At 66.0% G+C, this 15,810-nt stretch carries 17 protein-coding genes and 1 pseudogene; 4 read left to right on the top strand and 14 right to left on the bottom strand.

Annotated features, from left to right (window positions below):
- Both VFT73_RS02265 and dusB read right to left on the bottom strand, forming a co-directional pair.
- Window positions 1-811: pseudogene (locus VFT73_RS02265) on the bottom strand (PAS domain-containing sensor histidine kinase); the annotation flags it as partial.
- A gap of 79 nt (window positions 812-890) precedes the next feature.
- Entirely contained in the window at window positions 891-1,889 is a 999-nt protein-coding gene (dusB, locus tag VFT73_RS02260) for a tRNA dihydrouridine synthase DusB (RefSeq protein WP_326408514.1), read from the bottom strand.
- 65 nt (window positions 1,890-1,954) lie between these two features.
- Here dusB and VFT73_RS02255 point away from each other — a divergent pair, with 65 nt between their 5' ends.
- Both VFT73_RS02255 and VFT73_RS02250 read left to right on the top strand, forming a co-directional pair.
- The gene (locus tag VFT73_RS02255) at window positions 1,955-3,106 is read left to right on the top strand and encodes a bifunctional 2-C-methyl-D-erythritol 4-phosphate cytidylyltransferase/2-C-methyl-D-erythritol 2,4-cyclodiphosphate synthase (RefSeq protein ID WP_326408513.1); all 1,152 of its coding nucleotides are present in this window, start codon (window positions 1,955-1,957) and stop codon (window positions 3,104-3,106) included.
- Window positions 3,103-3,663, top strand: coding sequence for a CinA family protein (locus VFT73_RS02250; protein WP_326408512.1), 561 nt, complete (start codon window positions 3,103-3,105; stop codon window positions 3,661-3,663). The genes VFT73_RS02255 and VFT73_RS02250 overlap by 4 nt, the downstream gene beginning before the upstream one ends.
- On the opposite strand, the gene VFT73_RS02245 is transcribed toward VFT73_RS02250, so the two are convergent.
- Window positions 3,588-4,085: a type II toxin-antitoxin system RatA family toxin gene (locus VFT73_RS02245; protein ID WP_326408511.1), complete on the bottom strand. Its 498-nt coding sequence runs from the start codon at window positions 4,083-4,085 to the stop codon at window positions 3,588-3,590. The genes VFT73_RS02250 and VFT73_RS02245 overlap by 76 nt on opposite strands.
- Window positions 4,085-5,026 carry a lipoyl synthase gene (gene lipA, locus VFT73_RS02240; RefSeq protein WP_326408518.1) on the bottom strand — a complete coding sequence of 314 codons (942 nt, stop codon included), beginning with the start codon at window positions 5,024-5,026 and terminating at the stop codon, window positions 4,085-4,087. The genes VFT73_RS02245 and lipA overlap by 1 nt, the downstream gene beginning before the upstream one ends.
- 65 nt (window positions 5,027-5,091) lie before the next feature.
- On the opposite strand from lipA, the gene VFT73_RS02235 reads away from it, so the two are divergent.
- Together VFT73_RS02235 and VFT73_RS02230 are read left to right on the top strand one after the other, a co-directional pair.
- Window positions 5,092-5,727, top strand: a complete 636-nt coding sequence (locus VFT73_RS02235; protein WP_326408510.1) for a carbonic anhydrase — start codon at window positions 5,092-5,094, stop codon at window positions 5,725-5,727.
- Between the two features lie 58 nt (window positions 5,728-5,785).
- Window positions 5,786-6,274 carry a hypothetical protein gene (locus tag VFT73_RS02230; protein ID WP_326408509.1) on the top strand — a complete coding sequence of 163 codons (489 nt, stop codon included), beginning with the start codon at window positions 5,786-5,788 and terminating at the stop codon, window positions 6,272-6,274.
- A gap of 33 nt (window positions 6,275-6,307) precedes the next feature.
- On the opposite strand, the gene rpmE is transcribed toward VFT73_RS02230, so the two are convergent.
- The 10 genes from rpmE to pyrH all read right to left on the bottom strand — a co-directional run bounded on the left by rpmE (window position 6,308) and on the right by pyrH (window position 15,664).
- Window positions 6,308-6,538 carry a 50S ribosomal protein L31 gene (gene rpmE, locus VFT73_RS02225; RefSeq protein WP_157027200.1) on the bottom strand — a complete coding sequence of 77 codons (231 nt, stop codon included), beginning with the start codon at window positions 6,536-6,538 and terminating at the stop codon, window positions 6,308-6,310.
- Between the two features lie 83 nt (window positions 6,539-6,621).
- Window positions 6,622-7,101, bottom strand: coding sequence for a 3-hydroxyacyl-ACP dehydratase FabZ (gene fabZ, locus VFT73_RS02220; protein WP_326408508.1), 480 nt, complete (start codon window positions 7,099-7,101; stop codon window positions 6,622-6,624).
- A gap of 1 nt (window position 7,102) precedes the next feature.
- On the bottom strand, window positions 7,103-7,753 hold the full coding sequence (locus VFT73_RS02215) for an OmpH family outer membrane protein (protein WP_326408507.1): 651 nt from the start codon (window positions 7,751-7,753) through the stop codon (window positions 7,103-7,105).
- Window positions 7,753-10,494 (bottom strand): outer membrane protein assembly factor BamA, encoded by a 2,742-nt coding sequence (bamA, locus tag VFT73_RS02210; protein WP_326408517.1) that lies wholly within the window; start codon window positions 10,492-10,494, stop codon window positions 7,753-7,755. The genes VFT73_RS02215 and bamA overlap by 1 nt, the downstream gene beginning before the upstream one ends.
- 85 nt (window positions 10,495-10,579) lie before the next feature.
- Window positions 10,580-11,704, bottom strand: coding sequence for an RIP metalloprotease RseP (gene rseP / locus VFT73_RS02205; protein WP_326408506.1), 1,125 nt, complete (start codon window positions 11,702-11,704; stop codon window positions 10,580-10,582).
- Window positions 11,701-12,861 carry a 1-deoxy-D-xylulose-5-phosphate reductoisomerase gene (locus VFT73_RS02200; RefSeq protein WP_326408505.1) on the bottom strand — a complete coding sequence of 387 codons (1,161 nt, stop codon included), beginning with the start codon at window positions 12,859-12,861 and terminating at the stop codon, window positions 11,701-11,703. Before VFT73_RS02200 ends, rseP begins: the two co-directional genes overlap by 4 nt.
- Entirely contained in the window at window positions 12,858-13,643 is a 786-nt protein-coding gene (locus VFT73_RS02195) for a phosphatidate cytidylyltransferase (protein ID WP_326408504.1), read from the bottom strand. Before VFT73_RS02195 ends, VFT73_RS02200 begins: the two co-directional genes overlap by 4 nt.
- Complete coding sequence (locus tag VFT73_RS02190; protein ID WP_326408516.1) at window positions 13,640-14,308, bottom strand: isoprenyl transferase; 669 nt, start codon at window positions 14,306-14,308, stop codon at window positions 13,640-13,642. Before VFT73_RS02190 ends, VFT73_RS02195 begins: the two co-directional genes overlap by 4 nt.
- A gap of 74 nt (window positions 14,309-14,382) precedes the next feature.
- A complete protein-coding gene (gene frr / locus VFT73_RS02185; RefSeq protein WP_326408503.1) occupies window positions 14,383-14,940 on the bottom strand; it encodes a ribosome recycling factor in 558 nt (185 codons plus the stop codon).
- A gap of 1 nt (window position 14,941) precedes the next feature.
- Complete coding sequence (gene pyrH / locus VFT73_RS02180; RefSeq protein ID WP_326408502.1) at window positions 14,942-15,664, bottom strand: UMP kinase; 723 nt, start codon at window positions 15,662-15,664, stop codon at window positions 14,942-14,944.
- Window positions 15,665-15,810: the final 146 nt, after the last annotated feature.

The raw sequence follows: 15,810 nt of genomic DNA, 5'->3' as shown, positions 1-15,810 counted from the left end.
AGAGATAGGTATTTCCGGTCGGCATAAGCTTGGTGACGGCCTCGATCCGGTCCGGGCTGTTCGTGACGACGACCGGCTCGCCATGCGTCAGGCGCGCGACGACGGCGGGCGAGACGCGCTGCTCGACCGGCCGTGCATCGGGATTGACCATCGCCAGCGTGTGTGCGGTGCCGTCGGGGCTGATCGTCACGATCGCCGACTCGCTGAACTTGCGCGACAGCACCTGCCACCCATAGCCTTCGGCGAACTCTGGGCTGTCGGATCGCGCCTGCGACAGATAATCGCGCAGGTCGCCCGCCATGGTGACGGTCTCGGCAGCCACTTCCTGCCGCTTTTCCTGATAATAGCCCTGCGCCAGTTCGCCCGCGTTCTCGAGCATCCCGCGCGCGCGGTCCGAGAACCAGAATTCGACGCCATACTGAAACAGCAGCGACGCGAAGATCACGACCAGGATCGTCGGCACTGCCGCGATCACAGAGAACAGGGCGACCAGCCGAACGTGCAGCCGCCCTCCCCCGCCGATCGGCGACTTGGCGGCGCGCTTCTTCGCCACCCGCCTTCCCCACAGCACCAGCAGGGCGATCGCCGGCACGAGGTTCGCGATCAGCAGCAGCGCGACCAGCGGCGGCGTCAGCGGCCGGCTGCCGGGCTGCGCCTCCAGCAGGAAATAGCTGCCGACAGCGATCCCCACCGCCAGCAGCAGCGTCAGCAGCTCCACGGCGGGCATATAGCGCGAGCGGCGGCGGATCACGGACAGCGTCCGCCGCCAGCGCGGTGCGCGGATCGGGGAGTCGGCCAGGCCGGCGTTCATCGTTGCACGGATACAACAGTTTTACGGTTTGCCAAACATATGTTGCGCGTCCGCAACAGCTTTTCGGCGCGATCCGTCTTCAGGCTGCCGCGCGGCTGAGCCACGGACTGTAGAATTCGCGCAACATCGCCAGAACCGCATCCGCGCTCGGTTCCTGGTTCACCAGGTTGCGGAACTCGGCCGATCCCGGCAGCCCCTTGGTGTACCAGCCGATATGCTTGCGGGCCATGTTGACACCCGTCATCTCGCCATAATGTGCGAGCATCGCCTCGTAATGATCGGCGATCAAATGATATTGTTCCTCGACCGTCGGGTCCGGCAGCTCCACGCCATGCGCAAACCAGTGCATCATCTGCTTCAGCAGCCACGGCTTGCCATAGGCGCCGCGGCCGATCATCACGCCGTCTGCGCCGGACTGGGCCAGCGCCTGCTCCGCGTCGGCGATCGAGCAGATGTCGCCGTTGACGATTACTGGCACCTTGACCGCGTTCTTGACGTTTTGGACGAACGCCCAGTCTGCCTCGCCCTTGTACATCTGACAGCGGGTGCGGCCATGGATCGTGATCATCTGCACGCCCAGATCCTCGGCGATCCGCGCAAGCTCTGGCGCATTCAGGCTGGCGTGATCCCAGCCCATCCGCGTCTTCAGCGTGACCGGCACTTTCACCGCCTTGACCGTCGCCTCGATGATCGCGGCGGCGAGCGGAATGTCGCGCATCAGTGCGGAGCCCGCATCGCCGTTCACGACCTTCTTCACGGGGCAGCCCATGTTGATGTCGATGATCGCGGCGCCGCGGTCCTCGTTCAGCTTCGCCGCTTCCGCCATCTCGCGCGGCGTGCAACCGGCGAGCTGCATCGACACCGGCTCCTCGATCGGATCCCACGCCGCCTTCTGCAGCGACTGGCGCGTCTCGCGGATCATCGCCTGGCTGGCAATCATCTCGGTGACGTTCAGGCCGGATCCGTAGCGCCGCACGATCCGCCGGAACGGCAGGTCGGTGACGCCGGTCATCGGCGCCAGCAGCACAGGGCTGTCGATCGTGACCGGACCGATCTGGATGGGCTTGAGCTGGGTCATGGGAAGGCGGGCACATAGCGACTCCGCCCCTTTTCGGCAAGGCGAGGGGCGGCTAACGGGGCGCGGTGAACAGGGTCATCGCACTGATCGTCGCCGCCGGCAAAGGCGAACGCGCGGGGAGCGGCGTGCCGAAGCAATTCCGCAAGCTCGCCGGCAAGACCGTTGTTGCCCACGCCTATGACCGGCTCGCGGCCCATCCGGCTATCGACGGCGTGCTGGTCGTCGGCGACGAGGAGCCGCTCCGTGCCGCGCTCGGCGACCGGCCGCTGCTCGGCATCGCGCCCGGCGGAGCAACGCGACGCCTCTCCGTGGGCGCCGGGCTGGACGCAATTGAAGCGCTCGGCGGCACCGGGATCGTACTGATCCACGACGCCGCCCGCCCGTTCGTCCCGCCGGCGGTGATCGACCGGCTGCTCGCGGCGCTGGAGACCAGCCCCGGTGCGGTCCCCGCCCTGCCCGTCGCCGACACGCTCGCTCAACACGGCGCGTTGCTCGGCGACGTGGTCGATCGCGACGCGCTGGTCCGCGTCCAGACCCCGCAGGCCTTCCGCTTCGACGACATCATGACGTCACATCGCGCCTGGACCGCCGACCGCGAACCTACCGACGACGCGCAAATGGCGCGCGCGGCCGGATACGAAGTGACATTGGTCGCGGGGGACCCGATGCTCGAAAAGATCACACGCCCGGAAGATTTCGCTATGGCCGAAGCCCGCTACGGCCAGCGCTCGTTCCGCACCGGCACAGGCTTCGACGTGCACCGGCTGGTCGAGGGCGAGAAGTTGTGGCTCGGCGGCGTACCGATTCCGCACGCGAAAGGTCTGGCCGGCCATTCCGACGCCGATGTTGCGCTTCATGCCCTCACCGATGCGATCCTTGGCGCGATCGCCGAAGGCGATATCGGCACGCATTTCCCGCCCGGCGATCCGCAATGGCGGGGCGTCCCCTCCTCCCGCTTCGTCGAACATGCTGCTGCGCTTGTTGAGCAACACGGCGGCCGCATCGAGCATGTCGACCTGACCATCATCTGCGAGGCGCCGAAGATCGGCCCGTATCGGGACGCCATGCGCGCGCGGATCGCCGAACTGTTGCGGCTTGCGCCCGGCAGGATTAGCGTGAAAGCGACCACCACAGAGCGGCTTGGCTTTACCGGCCGCGGCGAAGGGATCGCGGCCCAGGCCGCCGCGACGATCAGCCTTTACGAGGATTTCCGATGAGTGCCCCCGATCATCCCAGCGTCGAATTCCTGTTGCCGCAAGAACTGATCGACAAGGCACGCCAGGTGATCGAGGCCAACCGTGCCGTCGGCCGCCGCCTCGCCGTCGCGGAAAGCTGCACCGGCGGACTGGTCGGCGCCGCGCTGACCGAGATTCCCGGCTCGTCCGACGTGTTCGAAGCAAGTCTCGTCACGTATTCGAACGACGCCAAGATGAAGCTCGCCGGCGTCGCGCTCGACGTGCTGGAAACGTTCGGGTCGGTCTCGATCGCCAATGCCTGGGCCATGGCGCAGGGCGCGCTGGAGCGCGCCGAAGTCGATGTCGCGGTCGCGATCACCGGCATTGCCGGACCGGACGGGGGATCGGAAAAGAAGCCGGTCGGCACCGTCGTCTTCGCGCGCGCCGAACGCGACGCACCGCCCGACAAGATCAAGGCCGAGCGCCGCGAGTTCGGCAATCTCGGCCGCGGCGGCATTCGTCTTCAGGCGGCGCTGTGTGCGCTCGAACTGTTGATGCCCGACGCGCCGATGGCCGGATCGGCGCCTCCGGCACCGTAGAGCGCCGCTGCGCGCTCTTCGAACGCGCCGATCATCCGCCTCAGCGCCATGTCGAACATCTGGCCGGCAATCGCCTCGAACACGCGATTCTTGAACGCAAAGTCGACGCAGAAATCGACCAGCGTGCCGCCCTTCCCGTCCGGGCGGAATTTCCAGTCGTTGCTCAGATGCTTGAGCGGGCCTTCGAGATAGTCGACATGGATGTGCCCCGGCCGCTCCTTGTGCACCCGGCTGGTGAACCGCTCGCGCAGCGCCTTGAAGCCGACGATCAGGTCCGCAACCATCTCGGTCGAGCTGTTCGAGCGCACGCGCACGGCCGCGACCCAGGGCAGGAACTCGGCATAGCGGCCCACGTCCGCGACCAGATCGAACATCTGCTCGGGCGTGTAAGGCAGCTGCCGGGTTTCGGAATGCCTCGGCATCAGCGCGCGAGCTTGGCCTCCCGCGCCGCCCGCATCCGCGCGAAATCGTCGCCCGCGTGGTAGCTCGACCGCGTCAGCGGCGACGAAGCGACCAGCAGGAACCCCTTCGCTCGCGCTATCGCGGCATAGGCGTCGAACGCCTTCGGCGTCACGAATTCCTCTACCTTCGCGTGGCGAGGCGTCGGCTGCAGATACTGGCCCATCGTCAGGAAATCGACGTCGGCCGAACGCATGTCGTCCATCACCTGGTGCACTTCGAGCCTTTGCTCGCCCAGGCCCAGCATGATGCCGGATTTGGTGAAGATCGACGGATCGAGCTTCTTCACGCTCTCCAGCAGCCGCAGCGACGCGTAATAGCGCGCGCCGGGCCGGATCGTCGGATACAGCCGAGGCACCGTTTCCAGATTGTGGTTGTAGACGTCCGGCCGCGCCGCGACGATCGCCTCGACTGCGGCCTCGTGCTTGTTGCGGAAATCCGGCGTCAGGATCTCGATCGTGGTCGAGGGCGTGGTCCGCCGCAGCGCCTCGATCACCTTGACGAATTGGCTCGCGCCGCCGTCGACCAGGTCGTCGCGGTCGACCGACGTCACGACGATATGCTCCAGCCCCAGCTCGGCCGCCGCGTCGGCGACATGCTGCGGCTCCTTCGCATCGACCGCGCGCGGCATACCGGTCTTCACGTTGCAGAAGGCGCAGGCCCGCGTGCAGGTGTCGCCAAGGATCATCACCGTGGCGTGCTTCTTGGTCCAGCACTCGCCGATATTCGGGCAGGCCGCTTCCTCGCACACGGTGGCGAGGTTCAGCCGGCGCATGAGCTGCTTCGTCTCGGCAAAGCCGGTGCTGGTCGGCGCCTTCACCCGGATCCAGTCGGGCTTGCGGACACGCGGAGGACGCCCCTCGGCAAGGCTCGGGACAGGAAAGGCGGGATCGGCTTCGCTCATGGGGCGCAGATAGCGACCCGCGCCCGCGCTTGCCAGCCCCACCGCAGCTTCCTAACGGAGAGCGTATGAGCCAAGGATTTGACGACCTCATCGCCGGCTATCGCCGTTTTCGGGAAACAGGTTGGAAGCAGCAGCGCGACCGCTGGGCCGAGTTGAAGGAAGGCCAATCGCCGCGCGCAATGGTGATCGCGTGCTCGGACAGCCGGGTCGATCCCAGCATCATCTTCGACACCTCGCCGGGCGAAATCTTCGTCGTGCGCAACGTCAGCGCGCTGGTGCCGCCGTTCGAGCTGGGCGGCTTGCGTCACGGCGTTTCGTCGGCGCTCGAGTTCGCGGTGACCCAGCTGGAGGTCGAAGAGATCGTGATCATGGCTCACGGCGCTTGCGGCGGCGTCAATGCCGCCCTCACCCGCCGCTTCCGCGACGCGCCGCCGGGCGAGGGCGGCTTCATCGCGCGCTGGATGTCGATGCTCGACGAAGCGCGCGACCGCATCGTTGCCGAGATGGGCGAAGGCCCGGAAGCGATTCGCGCGCTGGAGTTGGAAAGCGTCCGCGTCAGCCTTGCGAATCTGCGCACCTTCCCCTGCATTCCGGTGCGCGAATCGAGCGGCAGGCTCAGGCTGCGCGGCGCCTATTTCGCGGTCGCGGACGGCGTGCTTCACCTGCTCGACGAAAGCACAGGCACCTTCTCGCCCGCTTGAATCGGAACGGGTCCGCCTCTCAAGCCGTTGTCGCGGCAGTTTTTGAGAGGAGAGAATGATGTTGAAGCGCTTGATTGCGGGCGCCGCCCTGCTCGCGCTTGCCGCGCCGCTGGCCGCGCAGAATGCCCCGCCGACCAATCCGCCCACCCAGCCGGGGACGAAGGAAGATCCGGGCACGCCGCGCACGCCGCTGCCGACCGACCGCGGCTACGACAAGCCTCAGGTCCGCACAGAGGCGATCAACAATCCGAACCGCGACGACGTCGCGGAGGCCAACAGCATGACGTCGGGCAGCTCTTCCGCCGGTGCCGCGGCCGCGATCAGCGCGGACCTTCAGGCCCAGTACAACGCGGACATGGCCGCGTGGCTGGATGCGATGCGCGCCCGCGATTCGCGGATCGCCGCCAATGCCTCGCAATATGACCGGCAGCAGCGCGCCTATGCCGACGCGATGTACGTCTGGCGCATGCAGGTCCGCGACTGCGAACGCGGCTTCGAATTCGCCTGCAACCGCCCGACGCCGAACCCGGCCGATTATATGCGGTGAGTGTTTCCCTCTCCTTTCGGGAGAGGGAAGACCTTACTTCTTGCCCAGCGTCAGGCCGCCGAAGCGCTTGTTGAAGCGCGCGACCTGGCCGCCCTGGTCGAGCAGGCGCTGGCTGCCGCCGGTCCAGGCGGGGTGGGCGAGCGGGTCGATCTCGAGCGCCAGCGTATCGCCTTCCTTCCCCCAGGTGGAGCGGGTCTGGTAGACAGTGCCGTCGGTCATCTGCACCTTGATCATGTGGTAATCGGGGTGCGTGTCTTTCTTCATGACTTCAATCTCCGGAGTGGCTGGTTCCGACCAGCCTGAAGGAAAGGCGGGCCGCTAGCAGAAGCGACCGCGCGTGACAACTGTCAGGCCGAAGGCGGATCGGCGATCATCGCGGTGAAGTTGGCCTCGGCGGCGACCTGCCCGTCGACCAGCGCACGGCCGGCGAATTTGCACACCCGCGCACGCTTCTGCACGAACTCGACTTCCAGGCGGAGCAGCACGCCGGGTTCGACCGGCTTCCTGAACTTCGCTTCCTCGATCGCCATGAAATACACGAGCTTGCCCGAGCCGCTCAGTCCCAGCGATTCGACCGCGAGCACGCCCGCGGCCTGCGCCAGCGCCTCGACGATCAGCACGCCCGGCATGATTGGCCGGCCGGGGAAATGGCCCTGGAAAAAGCCTTCGTTGAACGTGACCGCCTTGATCGCCGCGATCGACCGGTCGGGAATGATCTCCTCGACCCTATCGACCAGCAGCATCGGATAGCGGTGGGGAAGCGCCGCCAGCACCCTGGTGGCGTTCAGTGGGCCGATGGCCGCGCTTCCCTCGTCCGCTTCAGTCATCTTAGCGGCCCTGCGGCTGCTTCTGCTGCTGGGCAGGCTGCGCAGCCGGAGTGGCCGGAGCCGCCGCCTGCTGGCCGCCCGGCTGCCAATTGGCCGGCGGCGTGATGCTCACCGACGGCACCAGCCGGTTCAGCTCGGTGGTCACGTCGGCAGTGATGTCGGCGGCGGGCTGGTACGACAGCGCGGCTTCCGGACGCACCACCAGGCTGACGTTCTTGCGGGTCATCGCGGCGCGCAGCGCGTCGTCGAGCTTGGCCGCGATCTGTTCCTCGACATAGGCGCGGGCCCGGGCGACCGGCTGACCGATCTTCGCCAGCTCCTGCTGCGCCGCGTTCTGCCGCTGCTGCAGCGTGGCGTACTGCTGCTGCAGCGCCTGCTGGTTCGGGTTCGCGGCCTTCGCGTCGGTCTGCAGCTTGGTGACAAGCGGCTGCAGTTCGGTGCGGATCGCCGCTTCCCGCGAATTGAGCTGGTCGATGGTCGCCTTGTACGTCGTCTGCATCTGCGACAGCGCGGTGGTCCAGGCGGTCGAGCGCTGCACCGCCGCATCGAGATTGGCGACGCCGAGGCTGCTTACCTGAGCTGCGGCAGGGACCGCGACAACTGCGGTGGAGAGCGCCAGGCCGGCGGCGAGCGTCTTGATCATGGTCTTCATCAGAATTGCGTTCCTACGTTGAAAGTGACGAGCTGCGGATCGTCGCCCGGTTGCGTGATGATTGCCTTGGCGATGTCGATGCGGAACGGGCCGAACGGCGAGTTCCAGTTGACGCCGAAACCGACCGAAACGCGCGGTTTGGGCGTATCCCCCAGGAAAACCTCCCTGAATGCTGCGATAGTCTGCGTGAATGGCGTCGTGCCGGTCGGGCAGCCGGCGGCCGGGCGCGGAATCAGCGTCGCCGATCCGCCCTCCTCCGTAGCGGGCTTCGTGCACTGCGCGTTGCCGTTTATGTCCAGAATGTCGCGCGTCAGGCGCGAATCGCCCGGCTTGAGGTTCAGCACCGGCGGCCTCTTCACGCCGAACACCGATCCGATGTCGACGAAAACCGACGGGCGGATACCAAGCTCGCGCACCCCCGAGCCGAGCGGGATCTGCATCTCGATATGGCCGAGATAATAGGCACGACCGCCGAGCGCGTCATCAGCAAGCAGGTTCTTACGCGTGGTATCGAGCTCGAACTCCCCGGTGTTGCCGATGGGAATATATTGGCCGGTCTCTGGATCGACGGCGTAAGGAATGCGCTGGACGCGCGGACCTATGCCGCGAATGTCGAACCCGCGCATCTGCGGCTGGCCCAGATAGAAGCGGTCGATCAGGCGGATCGGATCGACTTCGTTGCCGGAGGCATCGAACCTTTTGCCCTCGAACGAGTGGATATAGCCGCCCTGCAGGCTGAAGTTGACGATGAAGCCGCGGCCGAGATTCACATATTTGTCGGCGCTGGCGACGGTCTTCAGATATTTGACGCTGCCGCCCAGGCCGGCAAAATCCTGGCTCAGAACGAGACGGCTGCCGCGGGTCGGGCGAATGCTGTTGTCCAGCGTGGTGTACGCCAGTGAATAGCCGACCGACGAGGTCGTGCGGGTGCCGATCGCGTCGCAGAGATAGCGGCCGGCCAGCAGCGGATCGCAGTTGTCGCCGGTGAAGAATGCCCGCGAAAGCGTGACATCGTCTACCGAAAGCCCGTATCGACCCTGCAGCTGAATATATTCGGTAATCGGCACGCCGAGCCGAATCCCGAATCCGGTCGAGACTTGGCTGTAGGTGGTATTGCGCCGGTTGCCGTTGATGAAGTTGAACGAGTTATAGTCGCGACGGAAGACGTTGCCGCCCAACGCGATGTTCTTGTCGAGGAAATAGGGCTCGGTGAAGCCCAGCTCGACCGACTTGGCATAGCGCGAATAATTGACAGACGCCGACAGCGACTGGCCGAGGCCGCGGAAATTGGTCTGCTCGATCGAGGCGTTGATCAGGAAACGCTCGAGGCTCGAATAGCCCGCTGACAGCGACAGCGATCCGGTCGGCTTTTCCTCCAGATTGGCTTCGAGGATGACCCGGTCCGGCGTCGAGCCGGGCTTCTGGTCGATCTCGAATTTCTCCTGGAAATAGCCGAGCGACTGGATGCGATCCTTCGAACGCTTGACCTGGAACGTGTTGAACGGATCGCCTTCCTGCAACCGGAACTCGCGCCGGACCACCTTATCCTGCGTGATCGTGTTGCCGTTGATATTGATCCGCTCGACATAGACCCGCGGCGTCTCCGCGAGCCGGAAGGTGAGGTTCATCTCCTTCGCGTCGGGATCGCGATCGAACAGCGGGTCGGCTTCGGCAAAGGCATAGCCGAGAAGACCGGCGGTCTCGTTCAGGCTGTTGACCGTGTCTTCGACCTGCTTCGCGTTGTACCAGTCGCCCTTCTTCATCGGCAGCAGGCGCTGCGCGAAATCCGGCTTGAAGTCGCGCAGGTCGCTTTCGACCTTCACGTCGCCATATTTGTACCGATCGCCTTCCTCGACGACATAGGTGATGATGAAGTCTCGCTTGTCCGGCGTCAGCTCGGCGATCGCGGAGACCACGCGGAAATCGGCATAGCCCTCGGTCAGATAAAATTGCCTCAGCTTCTGCTGGTCGTAGGCAAGCCGGTCCGGGTCGAAGCTGGTGTTGGAACTGAAGAAGCTGGTCAACCGCGCCTGTTTGGTCGCCATCTCATGGCGCAGCCGGCCATCGTCGAACTTCTCGTTCCCGATGATGTTGATCTGCTGGACCTTGGACTTGCCGCCCTCATGGATCGAATAGACGATGTCGACGCGGTTCTGGTCCAGCATGACCATCTGCGGATCGACGGTCGCGCCATAACGACCCTGGCGGCGATACAGCTCGATGATCCGGGCAACGTCGGCGCGGACTTTGGAGCGCGTGAAGATCTGGCGCGGCGCGAGCCGGATCTCCTTGAGGATCTTGTCCTCCTTCAGCCGCTTGTTGCCCTCGAAGATGATGCGGTTGATGACCGGGTTTTCTTTGATCTCGATGGTGACGACGCCGTTCGCCTCGCGGATCGTCACGTCGGCGAACAGCTCGGTCGCGAACAGGTCCTTGATCGCCTGGTCGCCCGTTTCCGCCGTGTAGACGTCGCCCGGCCGCAGCTTGATGTACGACCTGACGGTGTCCGGCTCGATACGCTGCGACCCGACCACGTCGATGCGGCTGATGATGATCGGCGCGGGAGCAGGCGCTGCGGGCGCCGTCGCATTCGTCGGCGTCGGCGCCGGCGCCGGAGTCTCCGGCGCTGGCGTAGCCTGAGTCTCGGGCGGCGGCGATATGGTCTGCGCCGCGAGCGGGCCCGACAGGCCGGCGAGCATCGTACCCGCGAGCAAGGCGGGGATCGGCCGGTTGCGGAACATATGCGAAGAAGAGGCCGTCACCAGATACCCACCCCGAAACTCTTTTGGATTGCGGAAAAGTCGCTCGCGCCCTGCCCGATGCCGCTCAGCCGATCAACCCGCTAAGGCCGCGCCACAGGCCGATCGCAGACAAATCGTTGAACGTCGCAAACAGCATCAGCCCCAGCAGGAGCAGCAGTCCCGAACGAAATGCCCATTCCTGCACCTGAGGCGCCACCGGCTTCCGCCGCACTGCCTCGAGTCCATAGAAAAGCAAATGTCCGCCATCCAGCATAGGGACTGGCAACAGGTTGATGAATCCGAGATTAATCGAGATCAGCGCGACGAAATAAGCGAAGGTGCCGGGGCCGGCGCTCGCTGCCTCGCCCGAAAAGCGCGCAATCGCAAGCGGTCCGCCAAGCTCCTTGGCCGATCGGCTGCCGGTCAGGATCTGGCCCAGTCCGTCGGCCATCATCGTGACGATGCGCCAGCTTTGCTCTGTGCCCAGCCGCAGCGCCGTCAGCGGTCCGATCGGCTCCAGCCGCCCTTCGATACCGAGCACGCCCATCTTGATCGGCTTGCCCTTCTCGTCGAGCGCGGGCAGCGCGCCGGGCGTCACCCGGATCGCAACCTCGTCGGCTCCGCGCGCCACCTCCACTTCGATGGGCGTGCCCGGATGGCCGCGCACATAGGCGGTCAGCTCGGCGAAGGTCGCAATCGGGCGTCCGTCGATCCGCTTGACGATGTCGCCGGATTCGAAGCCCGCCCGTTCGGCGACCGAGCCCGGCACGACCCGGCCGGCGATCGGCGACGTGCTCGGTTGGCCCTGGATCAGGTTGAAGCCGGCGATGATCAGGATTGCGAAGATGAAATTGGTGACCGGTCCCGCCGCGACGATCAGCGCGCGCCGGCCGACGGACTTGGACTGGAACGTGCGGTTGCGCTCCTCAGCCGGCAGCAGCATCCAGGCCGGATCGGGCTGGCTTGCAGGGTTCATATCTCCGGCAAAGCGGACATAGCCGCCGAGCGGCAACCAGCCGAATTTCCAGCGCGTGCCGAGCCGGTCGGTGAAACCGAAAATCTCGCGGCCGAAGCCGATCGAGAACGCCTCCGCCTTCACGCCGAACCAGCGGCCGACAAGATAATGGCCCAGCTCGTGCACGAACACGAGCGGTCCGATCACGGCCAGAAAGGCAAGGATAGTCAGCAGCAGACCGGGAGCATTGTTCAATCGACGAACACCTTCATCGCCTCAGCGGCCTTGTGCCGGGCTTCGCGGTCGATCGCGATCACGTCCTCGATCGCGACGGGCGCCGCCGGGTCATAGCGTTCCATCGTCTGCTCGACAATTGCGGCGATATCGAGGAAGGCGATGCGCCGGTCCAGAAACGCGCCGACTGCCACTTCGTTCGCAGCGTTCAGCACCGCCGGCCGCGCGCCGCCGGCCGCCAGTGCTTCCCGGGCCAGCCGCAGCGCCGGAAAACGCTCCGGATCGGGAGCCGCGAAGTCGAGCCGCCCGATCGTGGCAAGGTCGAGCGGCGCGACCGGCGTCTCCATCCGGTCGGGCCAGGCAAGCGTATGCGCGATTGGCGTGCGCATGTCGGGCGAGCCCAGCTGCGCCAGCACCGACCCGTCGACATATTCGACCAGCGAATGGATCACTGACTGGCGATGCAGAATGATCTCGATCCGCTCCGCTGCGACGGGGAACAGCCGCGCCGCCTCGATCAGCTCCAGCCCCTTGTTCATCAGCGTCGCCGAATCGACCGAGATTTTCGCGCCCATCGACCAGACCGGGTGCGCGACCGCCTGTTCGGGCGTGACCGAGGCCATATCCGCCCGGCTCATGTCGCGGAACGGGCCGCCGCTCGCGGTCAGGATGATCCGCCGCACCCGCTCCGGCCGCGCGAAGTCGAAGCATTGGAAGATCGCATTGTGCTCGGAATCGGCGGGCAAAATCGTTGCGCGGTGCTCCGCAGCTGCGGCGAGAATCAGCTCGCCGGCGGAAACCAGTGGTTCCTTGTTGGCGAGCACGACGGTGCCGCCGCGCTCGACCGCGGCCATCACTGGCTCAAGCCCGGCGCAGCCGACGATCGCGGCCATCGTCCAGTCGGCGCCAGCTGCCGCCGCTTCGACGATCGCGCGTGCGCCTCCTGCGGTTTCGACGCCGGTGCCGCTCAGCGCATCGCGCAGCTCGGGCAGGCGCCTTTCGTCGGCAATGACGGCCATCTTTGCGCGCGTGCGGCGTGCGATCTCCGCCAGCTTGCGGACGTCGGATCGCGCGGTCAGCGCAACCACGTCGAACCGGTCCGGCGCGCGCTCGATCAGGTCGAGCGTCGACGTGCCGACTGATCCGGTCGCGCCGAGGATGCTGACGGTCCGTTTCACAACAGGCTGTCCACCAGGATCAGCGCAGCCGCCGCGGGTGCGACCGGCACCAACCCGTCCAGCCGGTCGAGCACGCCGCCATGGCCGGGAAGGATGGTGCCGCTGTCCTTCACTCCGGCCTGGCGCTTGAGCCAGCTTTCATAGAGATCGCCGATCTGCGCGATCACCGCAAGGATCGGGCTCGCGAACGCCAGCTGCAGCCGCAGGCCCGCAAACCACCACAGCAAAAGTCCGAGGATCAGCGCCGATACGACGCCGCCGATCAGGCCCGCCCAGGTCTTGTTCGGGCTGACTGTCGGCGCGAGCTTCGGACCGCCGATGCTGCGGCCGGCAAAATAGGCGCCGATGTCCGTGACCCACACTGTCGCCAGCGTCCAAAGTGCGAGCAGAAGCCCATTTGGCTGATCCCGCAGGAACAGCAGCGCGATCGCCGGAAACGCGACATAGGGAATGCCGAAGGCCAGCCGTGCCTTGCGCGTCGCGATCGCCACGAAAAAGCCGGCGCCGAAGATCAGTCCGACCGTGAAGAAGGTGGCGCCTGCCGCGATCGGCGGCGGCGCCAAAATCGCGAGCGGCACGCAGGCGGCAAACATTGCGAGCCTCTTGTGGGCGGGATCGTGCTGCACCAGCTCGCCCCATTCGGCGAGCATCAGCATCGCCGCGACTGAGGTCAGCAGCCACAGCCACACGCCGCCACCCCACAGCGCGGCCAGAGCCACCGCGATGAGCGCGACGCCGCTTGCCGTGCGGACCGCCAGGTCGCCGCTCTTGCCCGCGCTCATAATCCGCCGAAGCGGCGTTCCCGTCGCGAGAAGTCGTCGAGCGCCCGGACCAGCTCGGCCTCGTTGAAATCGGGCCAGAGCGTATCGACGAACAGCAGCTCGGCATAGGCCGCCTGCCACAGCAGGAAATTGGACAGGCGCCGTTCGCCGGAGGTGCGGATCAGCAGGTCAACGGGGGGAATGTCGCCCGTGTCGAGTTCCGCTTCGATCGCCTCGGCGGTGATCGCGGAAGGGTCGATCTCCCCTGCCCGCGCACGCTCGGCAAGCAGTTGCGCCGCGCGTGCGATTTCGTTCTGCGATCCGTAGTTCAGCGCGATCACCAGCGTCAGGCCGGTGTTCGCAGCGGTCCGGGCAATCGCATCGTCGATCAGCCTGACCAGATCGCCCTGCAGCGCGCGATAGTCGCCGATCACGCGGATGCGAACGCCTGCTTCGGCGATCTCGTTCAGGTCGGCGCGGATGAAATGCCTGAGCAGCCCCATCAGGTCGGAGATTTCCTCTGCCGGCCGCCGCCAATTCTCCGACGAGAAGGCGTAGAGCGTCAGCACTTCCAGCCCGATCTCGCCGGCCTTGCGGACGATCCGGCGCACGGCATCAACGCCGCGACGGTGGCCGGCGGCGCGCGGCAGCCGGCGCGCTTTCGCCCAGCGGCCGTTGCCGTCCATGATGATCGCGACGTGGCGCGGCAGCGATCCGGCGCCGCCCACGGGCAGGAGTTCGGGGCTGGCCTTCAGCGGGATCACTGGCCGAGGATTTCTTTCTCTTTGGCGTGGGTGGCGGCGTCGATCTCCGCGATCGTCGAGTCGGTCAGCTTCTGCACGTCTGTCTCGTGGCGCTTGCGCTCGTCCTCGCTGATTTCGTGCTTCTTTTCGTCCGTCTTCAGCGCGTCCATGCCATCGCGCCGCACGTTACGGGCAGCGACCCTGGCCTTCTCCGCATATTGGCCAGCAAGCTTCGCCAACTCCTTGCGGCGCTCTTCGGTCAGGTCGGGGATCGGCAGCCTGAGCGTCTGGCCGTCGGCGATCGGGTTGAGACCCAGGCCGGCGGAGCGGATCGCCTTGTCGACCGGGCCGACATTGGACTTGTCCCACACCTGCACCGTCAGCAGCCGCGGTTCGGGCGCCGAGATCGTCGCCACCTGGTTCAGCGGCATGTTGGCGCCGTAAACCTCGACATGCACCGGCTCGAGCAGAGTCGTGGAGGCGCGCCCCGTGCGCAGGCCCTGCAGATCGTGCTTCAGCGCCTCGACCGCGCCATGCATCCGGCGCTCCAGGTCGCTCTTACTGTATGCAGGCATATCACTCCCCTTCCTTCTGCACGATCGTGGCGACGCCTTCGCCGGCCAGCACCCGCGCCAGATTACCCTGTTCGCGAATGTTGAAAACCACGATCGGAATATTGTTGTCGCGGCACAAGGCCACCGCGGATGCGTCCATCACCTTCAGATTGTCCGCGAGCACACGGTCGTAACTGATTGTCTCGAAACGCCTTGCGGTTGCGACCTTTTTCGGATCGGCATCATAGACGCCGTCCACCGACGTGCCCTTGAACAGTGCGTCGCACTTCATTTCGGCTGCGCGCAGCGCCGCGCCCGAATCGGTCGTGAAATAGGGGCTGCCGACGCCGGCAGCGAAGATCACGATCCGGCCCTTTTCCAGGTGCCGCTCGGCCCGCCTGCGGATATAGGGCTCGCACACCGACGACATCGGGATCGCGGACTGTACACGGGTGTCGACGCCGATCTGCTCAAGCGCGTTCTGCACCGCGAGCGCGTTCATCACCGTCGCCAGCATGCCCATATAATCGCCGGTCGCGCGATCCATGCCGCGCGCCGCGCCCGAAATGCCGCGGAAGATGTTGCCGCCGCCGACGACGACGCACACTTCATAGCCCTGCGCCTTCACGTCGGCGATCTCAAGCGCGACGCGAGCGGTGACGGCGGGATCGATCGCATGCCCGTCCCCCATCAGAACCTCGCCGGACAGCTTCAGGAGGATGCGGTTGAAGCGAGGGCGGGTCATCGGGTTCCGATCGGAGAAGGCAGGGTGTCTTAACCAAGCAATTCCCCTCCCTGCAAGGGAGGGGCTAGGGTGGGTATCGCCGAAGACGAGCAAAACTCCATCGGCGGAGGTTTGCGCTCGCTATCGCTCGCTACCCACCCCGATCC

It is taken from the genome of Sphingomonas sp. (genome assembly GCF_035758555.1).
Lineage (GTDB): Bacteria > Pseudomonadota > Alphaproteobacteria > Sphingomonadales > Sphingomonadaceae > Sphingomonas_B.
The sequence above is the reverse complement of the archived record's forward strand: the minus strand, read 5'-3'. Positions and strand labels throughout refer to the sequence as shown.

Bases quoted from the DNA above. Each gene is read 5' to 3' on its own strand.
- rpmE (WP_157027200.1), bottom strand. From the start codon at position 6,538: ATGAAGAAAGACACGCACCCCGATTACCACATGATCAAGGTGCAGATG.
- fabZ (WP_326408508.1), bottom strand. From the start codon at position 7,101: ATGACTGAAGCGGACGAGGGAAGCGCGGCCATCGGCCCACTGAACGCC.
- VFT73_RS02245 (WP_326408511.1), bottom strand. From the start codon at position 4,085: ATGCCGAGGCATTCCGAAACCCGGCAGCTGCCTTACACGCCCGAGCAG.
- bamA (WP_326408517.1), bottom strand. From the start codon at position 10,494: ATGTTCCGCAACCGGCCGATCCCCGCCTTGCTCGCGGGTACGATGCTC.
- lipA (WP_326408518.1), bottom strand. From the start codon at position 5,026: ATGAGCGAAGCCGATCCCGCCTTTCCTGTCCCGAGCCTTGCCGAGGGG.
- frr (WP_326408503.1), bottom strand. From the start codon at position 14,940: ATGCCTGCATACAGTAAGAGCGACCTGGAGCGCCGGATGCATGGCGCG.
- VFT73_RS02230 (WP_326408509.1), top strand. From the start codon at position 5,786: ATGTTGAAGCGCTTGATTGCGGGCGCCGCCCTGCTCGCGCTTGCCGCG.
- VFT73_RS02250 (WP_326408512.1), top strand. From the start codon at position 3,103: ATGAGTGCCCCCGATCATCCCAGCGTCGAATTCCTGTTGCCGCAAGAA.
- VFT73_RS02215 (WP_326408507.1), bottom strand. From the start codon at position 7,753: ATGAAGACCATGATCAAGACGCTCGCCGCCGGCCTGGCGCTCTCCACC.
- VFT73_RS02190 (WP_326408516.1), bottom strand. From the start codon at position 14,308: ATGGACGGCAACGGCCGCTGGGCGAAAGCGCGCCGGCTGCCGCGCGCC.
- VFT73_RS02195 (WP_326408504.1), bottom strand. From the start codon at position 13,643: ATGAGCGCGGGCAAGAGCGGCGACCTGGCGGTCCGCACGGCAAGCGGC.
- pyrH (WP_326408502.1), bottom strand. From the start codon at position 15,664: ATGACCCGCCCTCGCTTCAACCGCATCCTCCTGAAGCTGTCCGGCGAG.
- VFT73_RS02235 (WP_326408510.1), top strand. From the start codon at position 5,092: ATGAGCCAAGGATTTGACGACCTCATCGCCGGCTATCGCCGTTTTCGG.
- dusB (WP_326408514.1), bottom strand. From the start codon at position 1,889: ATGACCCAGCTCAAGCCCATCCAGATCGGTCCGGTCACGATCGACAGC.